Source organism: Erythrobacter sp. K21-9 (assembly GCF_055808355.1).
Window position 1 is genome coordinate 357,308 of sequence record NZ_CM147866.1, and the last position, 14,180, is coordinate 371,487.

Sequence of the window (14,180 nt, forward strand, 5' to 3'; positions counted from 1 at the left end):
ATGCGCATTATCGTTCCGTTCAACCTGAAACCCGGCACCGACGTTGCCGAATACGAAGAGTGGGCCAGGACCAAGGACGTGCCGACCGCCAGCGCGTTGCCATCGGTCACCAGCTTCACCGTCCACAAGGCGACCGGCCTATTTGGCGCGCCGGATACGCAGCCGCCCTATGCCTATTTCGAAGTGCTCGACATCACCAATCTCGATGACTTCGTGGCCGATGTCTCGGACCCGGAATTCCAGGCGAAGGCTGCTCCGTTCCAGGATTACGCCGACGCGCCGCAATTCATCCTGACCGAGGACTTGTAGCGTGCCCGGTTTCGCGGGGAAAACCATTGTCGTTACCGGATCGGGCAAGCAAAAAGGGCTTGGCCAAGGCATCTTGCAGGCCTTTGCGGATGAAGGCGCGAATTGCGTCGTTTCGGACCTGACGATCGACGATGAGGCAGACGCCGTAGCAAACGAGCTGCGCGAACGCGGCGCGCAGGTTGCGACCATCGCGTGCGACGTTTCGAAGGCCGAGCAATGCCGCGCCCTTGTCGGCGAGACGATCAAGACCTTCGGCGGCATCGACGTGCTGGTTAACAATGCCGGGATCGGGTTCAAGATGAAGCCGCTGCTCGACGTCGACACCGCCGATGAATGGGACCAGGTGATCGCCGTGAACCTGTCCGGCGCGTTCTACTGCACCCAGGCAGCTGCGCGCGCGATGGTCGATGGCGGCAAGGGCGGACGGATCATCAACATCGCCTCGCAGGCTGCCAAGACCGGCTTTCCGCACCTGCCCGCCTATGTCTCGTCGAAGCACGGCATGGTTGGTCTTACACGGGCGAGCGCTGTCGAACTCGGCGCGCACGGCATCACCGTGAACGCGGTCTGTCCCAACCATGTCACCACCGGCCTCGGCGCGAAGCAGAACGCATATTTTTCAAAGTTGCTCGGGTTCGATAGTGTCGAGGCGTATCTCGAGAACATGAGCGCCAAGAACCCGATGGGCCGTCCGGGTCTTCCCAGCGACACCGCGGCGGCATGTGTCTGGCTCGCAAGCGACGAGGCCTTCTATGTCACCGGCGAGGCACTGAATGTGAGCGGCGGAGAGGAGATGCATTGATGGCAGTCTATACCGGCTCTTGCCATTGCGGCACCTTGCGGCTGGAATTCGCGAGCAAGAAAGCACCAGCAGATTTGGGTGCACGAGCCTGCCAGTGTTCCTTCTGCCGCAAGCATGGCGGCGTTTCGGTGAGCGATCCAAACGGTGAACTGGCAATCTTGGCGCCGTCCGAAAGCGCGTTGCTGCGTTATCGTTTCGGGCTGGGCATTACCGATTTTCTGTTGTGCGCCAAGTGCGGTGTTTATGTCGCTGCCACCTCCGAGATCGAGGGCCAGCTGCTGGTGGTCGCCAATGCGAACGTGCTCGATGTCCGATCCGATATCCCGGTTGCCGAGCCAATCTCCTATGAGGGCGAGGATATCGCAGCGCGGCTAGCGCGCCGGGCAACCAAATGGACGCCTGCCAGAATGCAGATAGGACAGGGGTAAGAGCGCAATGCAGGAAGAACGGATCGATTGGCCGGGTGGCGCGAAGATGGCGCTGAGCGTCGTCGTCAATGTCGAGGAGGGCAGCGAAATGACCATCGCGCGAGGGGATCGCGGGATGGAACCGGTCGACGAGCTCGGCGTGTTCGTGAAATCGTCAATGCGCAATTATTCCAACGAGAGCAATTATCTCTACGGGATCAAGGCCGGTGCGCCGCGGATCGTCAGATTGCTGAGGCAACACGACATCATGGCAAGCTGGACCGTGGCGGCGCTCAGCCTCGAAAACCATCCCGAAATTGCCGAAGCCATCGTCGATCTGGGCCATGAGCCGGTGAGCCATGGCTGGCGCTGGGTCCATCAGTTCAAGATGGACGAAGACCAGGAACGTGAATTCATCCGCAAGGCTGTCACCAGTATCGAGAAAACGTGCGGCGTGCGGCCCCATGGCTGGCTTTCGCGCTACCTCCTTACCGACAACACCCGCCGCCTGCTGTCCGAGGAAGGCTTCAGCTATCATATGGACGATTATTCGGGCGACATTCCGTTCTGGGATCGCGAAACCGTTCCGGGCAAACCGATGTGCATCGTCCCCTATCAGCTCGATAATAATGATATGAAGATGTGGACCGATCCGGCGCTGACTCCGCATCAGTGGCTCGAATATGCGAAGGCGAATTTCGATCAGGTCTACCGCGAGGGCGAGGAAGGAAATCCGAAGATGATGAGCCTTGGCCTGCATCTGCGGATCATCGGCAGGCCGGGCCGCATCTGGGCGCTGGAGGAATTCTTCAAGCACATTCGCGCGCATGAGGGCGTGTGGGTGACAACGCGCAAGGCCATTGCGGAGCACTTCATGAAAAAGCACCCGGCATGACGGTTCGCCTTGAGACAGAGGGCCAAGTCGCGCACCTGCTGATCGACCGGGCGGAAAAGCGCAACGCCTTCAACATGGCAATGTGGGAGCAGGTGCCCGGCCTGCTCGAACAAACCGCACGCAATCCGGAGCTGCGCTTGCTCGTAATCCGATCCGCCGAGCCGGGCCGGGCGTTTTGCGCTGGCGCGGATATCAAGGAATTGCTTGCCAACAAGGATGATGGCGACTGGCGCGCGGCCAATCAGGCGGCGATCAACCGCGTGCAACACACGCTTGCGCGCCATCCCCTGCCTACGCTGGCTTTCGTCGAAGGGGATTGCGTTGGAGGCGGGTGCGGCATCGCGCTTGCCTGCGATTTGCGCGTGGCGACCCCTGCCGCGCGGTTCGGGATCACCCCCGCCAAGCTCGGACTGGTCTATCCGCTGCACGATGTGAAGCTGCTGACCGATCTGGTCGGGCCGGGCCAGGCCAAGCGGATTCTTTACACCGGCAGCCTCATCGACGCCGTCGAAGCGCATCGCATCGGACTGGTCGAAGAGCTGGCGGACCATCCTGACGAAATGATCGAGGCATTGCTCGCCGCGAGCCCGCATTCGATCCGCGAAACCAAGCGCTTTGTGCGCCGCGTGCTCGAAGGGCAGGTGGAGGATGATGCCGAGACGCTGCGCATCTTCGCCGAAGCGTTCACAGGCGCGGATTTTCTCGAGGGCACAAGCGCCTTCGTCGAGAAACGCAAACCGGAGTTCGGGAAATGAGTATCGCACACGGGACGATTCTGGGCGGGCTGTCGGTCGTGCCCGATCTTGAACGCGGGCTGGCGGCGTACCGCGACGTGCTGGGGCTTGAGCTGGTGGAGCAGGGCAAGCTGTCCGAAAGCCTCGCCGCAAGCTGGGGCTGCCCGGCCAACGCCGGATCGCGCTACGGGGCGCTGCGCCCCAAGAGCGGCGCGCCGTGCTGGTTCCGGCTCGTCGAACAGCCGGACCACCCCGATTTCAAGCCGACCACAACCTATGGCTGGGCCGCATTCGAGACGACGGTGGAAGATGTGTGGCATTGGCCTGGCGCACTGCCCGGCGACCTGTTCGAGATTGTCGGGCCGCCCAAGGTGCTGGAGAATATCGAGGCTGCCTTCATCCCGATGCAGGCGCTCGGCCCGGGACGCGAGATGGTCTATCTCAACCAGGTGACCGGGGAGCTTCCCGACACGGACCTGCCGCGTGCGTCGTCTCCGGTGGACAAGATTTTCATCGTCGTGCTTGCCACGCCGAGCCGGGAGGACAGCATCGCATGGTATTGCGAGCGGCTGCACCTGACGCGCGGTTCCGACTACACGCTGCCTTACAGCATGATCAACGACGCTTTCGGCTTTGCGCCTGAAACGCAGACGACAATCACGATGGTAAGCCGCGGGCGGATGCCGATTGTCGAGGTCGACGATTATCCCGAAGCGGCGGCTCCGCGTGCGCGTCACGATGGAATGCTGCCGCCCGGCAATGCCCTGGTGACGCTGGCGGTGGAGGATCTCGAGGCGTGCAGCGCGGACTGGATAACCGATCCGGCGCCGCGCGAGGGCGCACTCTACAATGCACGCCGCGCGGCCACCGCAATCGGGGCTGGCGGCGAATTGGTCGAGTGCGTAGAAGTGGGCGAATGACCCTTTACGCATTCTACTGCCGCGACGGTGAGCGAGGCGAAAGCCTGCGCGAAAAGTTCCTCGGTCAGCACCTCGCTCATATCGAGGCCAATATCGATGATTATGCTGTGGCCGGCCCGCTCAAGCAGGCCGGCGCGACGATCGGCTCGATGCTCGTCATCAAGGCCGAAGACGAGGACAGCGCGCGGGCCAAGTTCGAGGCCGATCCCTATTTCGCCGCCGGAGTGTGGCAGTCGATCCGCACCTCGGAATTCATGGGTGTTGCGGGCGATTGGGTCGGCGGCGCAGCTTGGAAGAAATAGCGCGAGGGCGTTAGTGCTCCCCGCGGCTCCAGCCCTTTGAAGCCAGAGTGTCCGCCGCGAATGCGGTCGGTGCTTCTTCGAGCGTCGTCGCGAGCGTGTCATTCCAGCGATTGAGAAACCCGAACATCGCGATCACCGCCATGATCTCGACCTGCTCGCGATTATCATAATGCGCGCTCAGCCGCTCGAAATGCACATCGGTCGCAGCATTGGGCTGCGCACCGGCGGCAAAGGCGAGCGCCAGAGCCGCGCGTTCTGCATCGCTGAACACGGACGATTGTTCGAAGTCGTAGAGCGCATCGAGCTTGGCCTCCTCGATCCCCTGCTGCACCGCGCCGTGCCCGGTATGCGCCTGGCAGTAGCGGCATCCGAGCCGCGAGACTGGCAGCGTGCGCGATCAACCGCTTGAACCCGTTATCGAGCCTGCTCTCGCCATAGATCACCGCCACCAACGCGCGGAACGCATCGAGCATTTCGGGCCAATGCGCCATCGTGAGGACCGAATTCGGGATGTAACCCATCATCCCGCGCGCAAATTCGGCGGCCTGCTCCCCGCCGAGCGCCTCTGCCGGATTCTTGGGAGCAATCCGTGTCACCGGTTAAAGCTTTCGGCGGTCACATCCGGCGCGAGATTGTCGATATCCCGCCAAAGCTTCCATGCGCCGTCTTCCCATTTGTAGACGAGGAAAGACCGGCCAGCGACAATCACGGGGTCGCGTTCTGGAAAGGCGATGTCCATGCGGTACTTCGCGGTGACGATGCCCAGTTCGCCCGCGCCCGTACCCTCCACGAGAACTTCCTCGTTGGCGAAGTGGAAATCGACTTTTGCGCCTGCTTGCGGGAGGCGCTGGAGGAAGGCGACGATATTGTCCGCGCCCACGATCTTGTCCTGCCCCTGCGTCATCAGCACTGCGTCGTCGGCGTAGAGCGCGCGCAAGGCCTCCCATTCGCCAGCTGCATAGGCTGCACGCCAGTCCTCGCCTGCTTCGGCGAGCTGGGCCTGCCGGTCCTGCCGCATGTCCGACCACGTTTGGATCGGCTGTTCCGATGGCGGACAGGCCATCAGCGACAGCGCCAGCGGCACAAGTGCGAGCGCTCTGATCTTTGCTCGGGCGGTCATGGCAACAGCACCGTCGATCCCGTGGTCGCTCGCGCCTCGAGGTCGCGGTGCGCCTGCGCTGCCTCTGCCAGCGGATAGGTCTGGCCGATGGTGACCTGCACCTTGCCGCTGGCGATCATGTCCCACACGCGGGCCATGCCGGCGGCGCGATCCTCCGGTGTCGCGTAATAATGGAAGAGGGTCGGACGGGTCACGAACAGCGAACCCTTTTGCGCCAGCACTCCGAGGTCCACGCCGTCGACCGGGCCGCTGGCATTGCCGAAACTGACAAGCAGCCCGCGCGGGGCCATGCTGTCCAGCGAGGCCATGAAAGTGTCCTTGCCAACCCCGTCGAAGACCACCGGCACACCTTCATCCCCGGTGATCTCGCGCACGCGCGGCGCGATGTCTTCGCGGTCATAGCGGATGACATGATCGCAGCCCGCCTCGCGCGCCAACTGCGCCTTTTCTTCGGTCGAGACGGTGCCGATTACCTGAGCACCGATCGCCTTGAGCCATTGCACCATGATCAGCCCGACACCGCCTGCTGCCGCATGGACCAGCACGCTATCGCCGGCCTTCACTTTGGCACAGCGGTCGACCAGTCCTTCGGTAGTGGCGGCTTTCAGGATCGCTGCGGCGGCGACTTCGTCGGAGATATCGTCCGGCACCTTGAACAGCGCGGAGGCGGGCATGATCCGATGCGTCGCGTAGGCGCCTAGACCGGGGCCCATATAGGCAACGCGGTCGCCTTGTGCATAATCGCTTACCCCCTCACCGACAGTTATTATGGTCCCTGCGGCCTCGAGGCCTAGCCCGCTCGGTAATTCGACCGGGTAGAGCCCCGTGCGGTGATAGGTGTCGATGAAATTGAGGCCGATGGCGCCATGCTCGATCAGCACTTCGCCCGGGCCAGGTGCGGGCACGTCCATTTCAGCCCATTCGATGACTTCGGTGCCGCCGTGCTGCGTGATCTGTGCGCGCTTCATTGTCATTGTTCGGTTTCCTTTTCGACCAGCCCGCAGCTTCCCTGCACCCAGCGCAAATTGATCCCGATCAGGCCCGCATCGGGGGAGGCCCAGCTGTAGCTTTCGGCGCGCTCGGGATCGTCCTTGTGCACGTATAGCACCAGCGAAGGACGATTGCGGCTGCCTTTCGCCCAGGTGACATTGCGCAGCCTGAACGTGACATCGGGCGCTGCGCCATCGCCGGAGACGAACACGCGCCCGCCCTGATCGAAGGTGGCGAGACCGCGGGTAAAGGACCAGTCGGCGCTGCCATCGGGCTTGCCCGCAAACTTTCGAGTGGAGACCCAGCAAGAGAACATGCGGGCCTTGCGCAGTTCGCTCGCGCCGACCTGCCAGCCGCCATCGCTGCGCGCAGAGATGTCCGGAATATCGCCCTCCTGCCAGTCACCACCTGCCTGGCCGAAGGAATCGATGCGGCGCCATCGACTATCCGGCGCGACCTCGAAGCCAGACCATGCGGGCTGTTCGCGGCCTTCCTCTTCGGCGAAATAGGCGTCCTCGGTGTTGGTCCAGATGCCCGGCGTCAGGCGATCTTCGGCAGCGGCCGGTACGGCAAGGGCCAGTGCCGCGAACGAAGGCAGAAAAACGAAAGGATGCATGCGACTTGCCTAACCCAGCGGCGCGTGGTTGAAAAGCTGTCCGGACAATTCGGGAGAGGCGCAGTGAACCCCTTTCGCATTCTGATCGCGGCGTTTGCTGCCTGTTCATGCGCTGCTTTCGCGCAGGCAGAGGAGCCGCGTACCCCGCAGGCAATTGTCGAACGGGCGGTCATGGCACATGGAGGCGATCTGTGGCTGGAGCCGGGGACGTTGATCCTCGAAGGCGAAGCCACCTTCTATTCTCCCGACAGCGCCGAGGCGCGCAGCCATGCGGACGATTACAGGATGTGGCGGCAGATGGGGGAGGACCGCGACAGCGCCCACGGCGCCGACGGAAAGGTACGTATCTCCGCCAGATCGGGCGAGCGCGTGATCTTCGAAGTGGGCTTTGACGGTGAGACCACATGGAATGAGCGCGGGATCGTGCCGAAAGCGCAAGCCGACGCTTTCTGGGCCAGCAATTTCGGATTTGGCATCATTCGCTCGGCACTGCGCGATGGCTTTGAGCTTCAGCCCGTCCCGCCCCGCCAGATCGAGGGCAATCCGGTCGATCTGGTGCGCATAATCGATCCGCAAGGCGCACCGACACTGTTTGGCTTCGACCGCGAGAGCGGGTTCATTCGCTATCTGGCATTCCGATCACCGCGCGGATGGCACGAGCGGCTTTACGGCGATTTCGTCCGTCTGGATAATGGCTGGGTGCAGGCCCGCCGCGTGACGCTGCTGTATGACGGCATCGTCAGCAACATGGTCCTTTGGACCAAGGTCCGCGTGGGCGAGGCAATCGACGCAGAGGTCTTTGCCCCGCCACCGGGTCTGCAGGCAACCGAATAGGCGCTATTCGGCGGCCTCTGCAAATTGCGGATGGTCGCCCCATTCGGGCTGCACTGGCGCGGGCAGGCCGGTTTCCTCTTCGCGCGCGGCGCGCAGGTCTTCGATGCTTGGCCCGTAATCGAAGAGCGGCAATTCGCCGCGCGAACCCTTCTTTTTCTCGCGCAGGGATTTGGTTGCGGCTGCATCTATCGCGCCCTTTTCATCCGCGACGACACCGTAAGCGCGTGCTCCTTCGGGCGTGACGAGGCCCTGGCGAATTTCGAGGCCGACCAGTTCGGGATCGCGTTCCAGCGGATCGCCCCAGCCGCCGCCGCCCCATGTGATAAAGTGGAGCAGCTCGCCTTCCTTCACGGCAACGTCCTCGATCTTGTTGCCGACGATTTCAGTTGAGCCGTCGGTGCGTTCGAGCACCTTCTTTGCCCGCGCACCGGGGTGCCCGCCATTGACGCCCCAAGGCGGCACGAACCAGCGATCGTCATGGATCGCGATTTCACCATCGGCGAGGAAGCGGTAAGTCATGTGAATGCCGTTGCCGCCGCGGTGCAGCCCGGCCCCGCCGCTGTCGGGCTCGGTCGAATAGCGCTCGATCCGCAGCGGGAAATACCGCTCGAGGAATTCGTTGGGCACATTGGTGAAGCCCGGCCACAGCGAATGCCCGTCCGGCCCATCGCCCAGCGGACGCCCCGGTATGCCGCCGAAGCCGATCTGGAACAGCTGGAACCACTCGCGCGAATTCCCGGTGCGCGTATCCCAGCCCGAATAGAACAGGTGCGGAGACGACGAGAAGCCTGCGGCGTTGAGAAATTCCGGCGTGCCCTGACCGAGCAACCCGCCAAGGATGTCGAAGATGCGGCCCAATGCGTGCGTGCGGCCCGACAATGCGGCGGGGAATTGCGGTTTGAGCAGCGATCCTTCGGGGATGCGGACCTCGATCAGGTCGTAGAACCCGTCATTGAACAGGATCTGCGGGTCGAAGACCATGATCATGTAGATCCCGAAGAACATCTTGAACATGTTCTCGTTCAGCAGGAAATTGATCGAGGCAGCGGATTGCGGATCGGTCCCGTCGAAATCGAGGATAACTCTCTCGCCCTCGCGCCACATCGTGCACTTGATCTTGTACGGGCCGAAGCCCTTGCCGTCATCGCACAGGTAATCCTCGAAGCTCACCGGCTTTTCGCCGACCGCCTGCGATAGAAGCGCCTTCATTGCGCGGTGGTTGCGGGCGAGCAGCTCCTGCGTGGCCGAGACATAGACGTCGTCACCGAACCGCTCAGCCATTTCGATCACGCGCTTGGACGCGACCCGGCACGAGGCGATCAGCGCGTTGAGATCGGCCTGACACCAATCGGGTTTGCGCGTCTGGTGCATGACGAGCTTCATCAGGTCGTCATTGTATTCGCCCTTCTTCCAGATCTTGACCGGAGGAATACGCACGCCCTCCTCGAAGATCGAACTGGCATTGATCGGCATCGAGCCGGGGACGGAGCCGCCAATGTCTGACTGGTGGCCGAACATCGCGGTAAACGCGATCAGGCGGCCGTCCTTGAAAACCGGGAGGAGGACGAGCCAGTCATTCGAGTGGCTGACCGCGCCGTCGCACGAATAGGGATCGCTGAGGAAGATCATGTCGCCATCTTCCAGCGTGTCATCATAGCCTTTCAGGAAGCCGTCGATGAAGCTGCCGAACTGGCCGACAATCATCTTGCCAGCCGGATCAGCGATCAGCGGAAAGGCGTCGCCCTGTTCGCGGATGCCGGGCGACATGGCAGTGCGCACGAGCGTCGCGTCCATCTCGATCCGCGCATTGCGCAGCGCGTTCTCGATGATGTCGAGCGTGACCGGATCGATGTCGATCTTCTCGAACGGGGTGTCGTTGGTTTCGATGATTTGTGCAGGCATCGGATCAGCCCTCGCTCGTCAGATTGATAAGGATATTGCCGACCGCATCCACGGTGGCGGTGCAGCCTGTTTCGACCAGTGTGGTCGAATCCATCTCGGTGATGATGGCAGGGCCGGGAATCGTGTCGCCCTGTTTGAGCTTGCTGCGATCGTAAATCGCGCCGTCCTGTTCCTCGCCGTCCATCCACAAGGTGTGATCGCGAATTTTCGCCGCCGAGGGGTTGCCGTCCCCCTTGGGCAGCTCGTTCGCTGGCAGGGCCGGAGCCTCGCCCAGGGCCACCGCGCGCAGGTTCACGATTTCGTGCGGCGTATCCATGTTGAAAGTGAAAAGCCGCAAATGCTCCTCGTCGAAGCGGGCGAGGATGCCGTCTATACCGTCCGCATCCAGCACTTCCTTGTCGATGGTGAGCGGGACTTCGAAAGCCTGCCCGGCATACCGCACATCGACCTCGAACTGCACGACCAGCTGTTCCTCTGGCACTCCATCGGCAAGCAGCTCGCCGCGCGTCTGCTCGGCCATTTCGTCGAGCACCGCCTGAAGGTCGGCAATTGAAGTATCGCGCGCCAGCTTCGAGAAGCTGCGCGCGGTTTCCGTCCGCATCTGCGTGGTCGCATCGCCTAGCGCGCACAGCACGCCGGGGGAGACGGGAGAGACTGCGGGCCAGCTTCCCATCAGCCGCGCGACCGCGTTCACGTGCAGCGGGCCCGCACCGCCAAAGCCCATCAGCGCAAATTCGCGCGGATCGTAGCCCTGCTGGACGCTGATCATCCTGAGCGCGCCGAACATGTTTTCATTGACGATGTCGATGATCCCGCGCGCCGCCTCCATCAGCGACACGCCCAGCGCATCGGCTATCGTTTGCACCGCCGCCTTCGCGCCTTCGCGGTCGAGCTGGAAACTGCCGCCCAGCAGGTCTTCGGGAAGGTAGCCGAGCACCACATTCGCATCGGTAACGGTCGGCAGTTCGCCGCCCTTGTTATAGGCGACCGGACCGGGGACGGCGCCCGCGCTTTCCGGGCCGACGCGCAAGGCCTTGGTCAGCTCCGGCACGTGGGCGATCGAGCCGCCGCCTGCGCCCACGGTTTTCACGTCGAGTGCGGAGGCGCGCACGGACAGGTGCCCGACTTCAGTCGTGCGCACCCGGCGCGCTTCCAATCCTTCTATCAGCGCCACATCGGTCGAGGTTCCGCCGACATCCAGCGTCAGGATGTTCGAGAGGCCCGCATTTTTCCCGACCCATTTCGCGCCGGTCACGCCGCCAGCGGGCCCGGACATCAGGATATTGACCGGATGCTCTTCGGCCTTCTGGCTGCTCATCAATCCGCCGTCAGAGCGTAGCAGCGAGAGGCGCCCTTCCAGCCCCTGATCCTCAAGCTTGTTGCGCAGATTGGAAACATATTTGCTCACAACCGGTCGCACCGCCGCATTGGCGACGGTGGAAAGCGTGCGCTCATATTCCTGCATTTCGGGCAGGACTTCATGGCTGAGCGATACGGGTATGCCGGGCAGTTCTTCGTACCGCAATCTCACCGATGCGCGCTTCGTGTGCGCCGTTGACATAAGCGTTGATGAGACTGACCGTAAGCGCTTCGATGCCCTGATCCTTGAGCTGCTTCAGCACCGCGCGCACAGCGTCCTCATCCAGCGGGCGCACTTCCTTGCCATCGGCGCCCATGCGACCGGGAACCTCCAGCGTATCCTCGAGGTGCGCGAGCGGCTGCGGCTTGGGCCAGACGATCCATGCGGCTAGCCCGCCGGGGACGAAGCTGCGCGCGATCTGCATTACGTCGCGGTATCCCTCGGTCGTTATCAGGCCGACCTTGGCACCTTTCCCTTCCAGGACCGCATTGGTCGCGACGGTCGTGCCGTGGAGGAAGTAGGCGATATCCTTGGCCGACACTCCGGCTTCCTCGGTGATCGCCTTTACGCCGGTTAGGATGCCTTCCGAGCTGTCATGCGGGGTGGAGGGGGTCTTGTGCCGCCAGAACTTGCCGTTCTCCTCGTCGAACAGCAGCAGATCGGTAAATGTGCCGCCGACATCGACGCCCAGCCTGTAAGTCATAAAGTCACCCTGCTCCTCAAACGTGTCAGGCCGCGCGTGCGACCCGGGAAGGCAATTCGCGCCCCAACCGGCTGGCGAACCAGCGATTGGCGGCGATGGCGGCATCCAGATCGATGCCGGTGTCGGTACCTGAACGCTCCATCATGTAGATGAGGTCCTCGGTTGCGATATTTCCAGTGGCGTTGGGCGCGAAGGGGCAGCCTCCAAGGCCGCCCAGCGAAGCATCGTACGTGCGCACGCCTGCTTCGTAAGCGGCCCATGAATTGGCGATGCCGGTCGCGCGCGTATCGTGGAAATGACAGCGCATCGGGATGCGTCCGCCGAGCAGTTCGCCAAGCTTTCCGAACAGCTCCTCCACCTGTGCGGGCGCGCCCACGCCGACCGTGTCGGCGAGCGCGATTTCCGCCGGGTCCTCGGCGGCCATTTCCTCGGCAATGGCGAGCACCGTTTCCGGCTTCACTTCGCCTTCGAACGGGCAGCCGAATGCGGCGCTGATCGTGACCTGCGCGCTCAGTCCTTCGGCTTTGGCAAAACGGATCATGTCGCGGTTTTCGGCGATCCCCTGCTCGATCGTCTGGCCCTGGTTCTTCTGTCCGAACGTGTCGCTCGCCACCAGTACGCAGCCGGCCTGGTCGATCCCGCGCTTCCCGCCTTCCTTGGTGGCGAGACCGCGCAGCGCGCCGCGTTTGTTGAGGGTGAGACCGATATACGTCACATCCTCGCGGTCCGGCAGGCAGGCAATCACGTCCTCGGCATCGGCCATTTGCGGCACCCGCTTGGGATGGACGAAGCTCGCCACTTCCAGCCGCCGCGCGCCGTACCCGATCATGCGTTCGATCATGGCGAGCTTGTCCGCCGTGGTGATGACCTCGGATTCGTTCTGCAGCCCGTCGCGCGGGCCGACTTCGACCAGTTCGATACTGACTTTTTCCATCTCCGGGATCGCCCGTAATGATTGGGGGTATTCCGCGCCTGATACGCAAATTGTATACAAATGCAAATGCTGAGACTATAGGCGCGGTCCATCGGGCCGGTCGGGGCCATCCGGCCACCCAGAATGAAGACGCGCGGTTTCAAGCGCAGCGAGATCGGAAAGGCGGCCTATGTCCCAAGGTGCATTAAGCGGACTGCGATTGATCGAGATGGGCCAGCTCATCGCCGGTCCGTTTTGCGGGCAATTGATGGGCGATCACGGTGCCGAAGTGATCAAGATCGAACCGCCCAAGGTCGGCGATGCGATGCGCAATTGGGGTCAGGGGATACCGCTGTGGTTCTCTGTCGTCGGGCGCAACAAGAAGTCGATCACGCTCAACCTGCGCGAGAAAGAGGGCCAGGCGATCGTCAGGCAGCTTGCCGAGAAGGCTGATTTCCTGCTCGAGAATTTCCGCCCCGGCACACTGGAGCGCTGGAACCTTGGTTGGGACCAGCTGTCTGCCATCAACGAAGCGCTGATCATGATCCGCGTCTCCGGCTATGGGCAGAGCGGCCCATATTCCAGCCGTGCTGGCTATGGCGGCATCGGCGAGGCGATGGGCGGGATGCGCTATGTCGCGGGCGAGCCCGACCGCCCGCCGAGCCGTGCAGGCCTTTCGATCGGGGACTCGCTCGCGGCGACCTATGCGTGCCTCGGCGCGCTCATGGCGCTCAATCACAGGCACAAGACCGGCAAGGGGCAGGTGGTCGATTCCGCGATCTACGAGATCGGTGCTCGCAATGATGGAATCGACCGTGCCGGAATACACCGTGGCGGGGCACATTCGCGAGCGAACCGGGTCGATCCTGCCAAAGGTCGCGCCTTCCAACGTCTACCCAACCAAGGATGGTAGCGTGCTGGTCGCGGGCAATCAGGACAGCGTGTGGAAACGCATGGCGACGATGATGGGCATGCCCGAACTGGGTGATGATCCGCGCTACAATTCGCACATGGGTCGCGGCGAGCGTCAGGGCGAACTCGACGACTTGATCTCCGACTGGACGAAAGAGCATACCAGCCGCGAAGTGCTTGATCTATGTGAAGAACACGGCGTGCCAGCGGGAAATATATACCGCGCTCCTGAAATGCTCGAAGACCCGCATTTCGCCGCGCGGGAGGCGATTATCGAGCTGCCGCATCCGCGCCACGAAAACTTCAAGATGCAGAACGTCGCCCCCAGACTTTCCGCGACGCCTGGCCATGTGGACCATGTCGGTCCGGAACTCGGCCAGCACAATGAAGAGGTCTACGGAGAATTGCTCGGGATGGATTCCAAGACGATGAGCGACCTGGCGGATCGCGGCATAATCTAG

16 protein-coding genes and 1 pseudogene are annotated in these 14,180 nt (G+C 62.7%); 10 read left to right on the plus strand and 7 right to left on the minus strand.

What is annotated here, in order from left to right; genetic code table 11:
• Genes AC0L39_RS01900 through AC0L39_RS01930 form a run of 7 tightly spaced genes read left to right on the plus strand, consistent with a single transcriptional unit; the run spans position 1 to position 4,369 of the window.
• A complete protein-coding gene (locus AC0L39_RS01900; RefSeq protein WP_473260306.1) occupies positions 1-309 on the plus strand; it encodes an EthD domain-containing protein in 309 nt (102 codons plus the stop codon).
• Between the two features lies 1 nt (position 310).
• Positions 311-1,111: an SDR family NAD(P)-dependent oxidoreductase gene (locus tag AC0L39_RS01905; RefSeq protein WP_473260308.1), complete on the plus strand. Its 801-nt coding sequence runs from the start codon at positions 311-313 to the stop codon at positions 1,109-1,111.
• Positions 1,111-1,539: a GFA family protein gene (locus AC0L39_RS01910; protein WP_473260310.1), complete on the plus strand. Its 429-nt coding sequence runs from the start codon at positions 1,111-1,113 to the stop codon at positions 1,537-1,539. The genes AC0L39_RS01905 and AC0L39_RS01910 overlap by 1 nt, the downstream gene beginning before the upstream one ends.
• 7 nt (positions 1,540-1,546) lie before the next feature.
• Positions 1,547-2,413, plus strand: coding sequence for a polysaccharide deacetylase family protein (locus AC0L39_RS01915; RefSeq protein ID WP_473260312.1), 867 nt, complete (start codon positions 1,547-1,549; stop codon positions 2,411-2,413).
• Entirely contained in the window at positions 2,410-3,168 is a 759-nt protein-coding gene (locus AC0L39_RS01920; RefSeq protein WP_473260314.1) for an enoyl-CoA hydratase/isomerase family protein, read from the plus strand. Before AC0L39_RS01915 ends, AC0L39_RS01920 begins: the two co-directional genes overlap by 4 nt.
• Complete coding sequence (locus AC0L39_RS01925; RefSeq protein ID WP_473260316.1) at positions 3,165-4,067, plus strand: hypothetical protein; 903 nt, start codon at positions 3,165-3,167, stop codon at positions 4,065-4,067. The genes AC0L39_RS01920 and AC0L39_RS01925 overlap by 4 nt, the downstream gene beginning before the upstream one ends.
• Positions 4,064-4,369, plus strand: coding sequence for a YciI family protein (locus AC0L39_RS01930; protein ID WP_473260318.1), 306 nt, complete (start codon positions 4,064-4,066; stop codon positions 4,367-4,369). The genes AC0L39_RS01925 and AC0L39_RS01930 overlap by 4 nt, the downstream gene beginning before the upstream one ends.
• Positions 4,370-4,379: 10 nt before the next feature.
• On the opposite strand, the gene AC0L39_RS01935 is transcribed toward AC0L39_RS01930, so the two are convergent.
• The 4 genes from AC0L39_RS01935 to AC0L39_RS01950 all read right to left on the minus strand — a co-directional run bounded on the left by AC0L39_RS01935 (position 4,380) and on the right by AC0L39_RS01950 (position 7,095).
• The gene (locus tag AC0L39_RS01935) at positions 4,380-4,700 is read right to left on the minus strand and encodes a carboxymuconolactone decarboxylase family protein (RefSeq protein WP_473260319.1); all 321 of its coding nucleotides are present in this window, start codon (positions 4,698-4,700) and stop codon (positions 4,380-4,382) included.
• A gap of 261 nt (positions 4,701-4,961) precedes the next feature.
• Positions 4,962-5,489, minus strand: coding sequence for a YybH family protein (locus AC0L39_RS01940; protein ID WP_473260320.1), 528 nt, complete (start codon positions 5,487-5,489; stop codon positions 4,962-4,964).
• On the minus strand, positions 5,486-6,463 hold the full coding sequence (locus AC0L39_RS01945; protein ID WP_473260322.1) for a quinone oxidoreductase family protein: 978 nt from the start codon (positions 6,461-6,463) through the stop codon (positions 5,486-5,488). The genes AC0L39_RS01940 and AC0L39_RS01945 overlap by 4 nt, the downstream gene beginning before the upstream one ends.
• The gene (locus AC0L39_RS01950; protein WP_473260324.1) at positions 6,460-7,095 is read right to left on the minus strand and encodes a hypothetical protein; all 636 of its coding nucleotides are present in this window, start codon (positions 7,093-7,095) and stop codon (positions 6,460-6,462) included. The genes AC0L39_RS01945 and AC0L39_RS01950 overlap by 4 nt, the downstream gene beginning before the upstream one ends.
• A 63-nt stretch (positions 7,096-7,158) precedes the next feature.
• On the opposite strand from AC0L39_RS01950, the gene AC0L39_RS01955 reads away from it, so the two are divergent.
• Positions 7,159-7,929, plus strand: coding sequence for a hypothetical protein (locus AC0L39_RS01955; RefSeq protein ID WP_473260326.1), 771 nt, complete (start codon positions 7,159-7,161; stop codon positions 7,927-7,929).
• A gap of 3 nt (positions 7,930-7,932) precedes the next feature.
• On the opposite strand, the gene AC0L39_RS01960 is transcribed toward AC0L39_RS01955, so the two are convergent.
• The 3 genes and pseudogenes from AC0L39_RS01960 to AC0L39_RS01970 form a co-directional block, all read right to left on the minus strand.
• Complete coding sequence (locus AC0L39_RS01960) at positions 7,933-9,831, minus strand: hydantoinase B/oxoprolinase family protein (protein WP_473260327.1); 1,899 nt, start codon at positions 9,829-9,831, stop codon at positions 7,933-7,935.
• Positions 9,832-9,835: 4 nt separating this feature from the next.
• Positions 9,836-11,894 (minus strand): annotated as a pseudogene (locus tag AC0L39_RS01965) (hydantoinase/oxoprolinase family protein).
• 25 nt (positions 11,895-11,919) lie between these two features.
• Positions 11,920-12,828 carry a hydroxymethylglutaryl-CoA lyase gene (locus tag AC0L39_RS01970; RefSeq protein WP_473260329.1) on the minus strand — a complete coding sequence of 303 codons (909 nt, stop codon included), beginning with the start codon at positions 12,826-12,828 and terminating at the stop codon, positions 11,920-11,922.
• A 208-nt stretch (positions 12,829-13,036) separates the two neighbouring features.
• Here AC0L39_RS01970 and AC0L39_RS01975 point away from each other — a divergent pair, with 208 nt between their 5' ends.
• Positions 13,037-13,720: a CaiB/BaiF CoA transferase family protein gene (locus tag AC0L39_RS01975; RefSeq protein WP_473262462.1), complete on the plus strand. Its 684-nt coding sequence runs from the start codon at positions 13,037-13,039 to the stop codon at positions 13,718-13,720.
• On the plus strand, positions 13,611-14,180 hold the full coding sequence (locus tag AC0L39_RS01980; protein ID WP_473262464.1) for a CoA transferase: 570 nt from the start codon (positions 13,611-13,613) through the stop codon (positions 14,178-14,180). Before AC0L39_RS01975 ends, AC0L39_RS01980 begins: the two co-directional genes overlap by 110 nt.

Coding starts and splice junctions, on each gene's coding strand:
- AC0L39_RS01950 (WP_473260324.1), bottom strand. CDS start 7,095: ATGCATCCTTTCGTTTTTCTGCCTTCGTTCGCGGCACTGGCCCTTGCC.
- AC0L39_RS01970 (WP_473260329.1), bottom strand. CDS start 12,828: ATGGAAAAAGTCAGTATCGAACTGGTCGAAGTCGGCCCGCGCGACGGG.
- AC0L39_RS01910 (WP_473260310.1), top strand. CDS start 1,111: ATGGCAGTCTATACCGGCTCTTGCCATTGCGGCACCTTGCGGCTGGAA.
- AC0L39_RS01975 (WP_473262462.1), top strand. CDS start 13,037: ATGGGCCAGCTCATCGCCGGTCCGTTTTGCGGGCAATTGATGGGCGAT.
- AC0L39_RS01920 (WP_473260314.1), top strand. CDS start 2,410: ATGACGGTTCGCCTTGAGACAGAGGGCCAAGTCGCGCACCTGCTGATC.
- AC0L39_RS01980 (WP_473262464.1), top strand. CDS start 13,611: ATGGAATCGACCGTGCCGGAATACACCGTGGCGGGGCACATTCGCGAG.
- AC0L39_RS01915 (WP_473260312.1), top strand. CDS start 1,547: ATGCAGGAAGAACGGATCGATTGGCCGGGTGGCGCGAAGATGGCGCTG.
- AC0L39_RS01945 (WP_473260322.1), bottom strand. CDS start 6,463: ATGACAATGAAGCGCGCACAGATCACGCAGCACGGCGGCACCGAAGTC.
- AC0L39_RS01900 (WP_473260306.1), top strand. CDS start 1: ATGCGCATTATCGTTCCGTTCAACCTGAAACCCGGCACCGACGTTGCC.
- AC0L39_RS01960 (WP_473260327.1), bottom strand. CDS start 9,831: ATGCCTGCACAAATCATCGAAACCAACGACACCCCGTTCGAGAAGATC.
- AC0L39_RS01925 (WP_473260316.1), top strand. CDS start 3,165: ATGAGTATCGCACACGGGACGATTCTGGGCGGGCTGTCGGTCGTGCCC.
- AC0L39_RS01930 (WP_473260318.1), top strand. CDS start 4,064: ATGACCCTTTACGCATTCTACTGCCGCGACGGTGAGCGAGGCGAAAGC.
- AC0L39_RS01940 (WP_473260320.1), bottom strand. CDS start 5,489: ATGACCGCCCGAGCAAAGATCAGAGCGCTCGCACTTGTGCCGCTGGCG.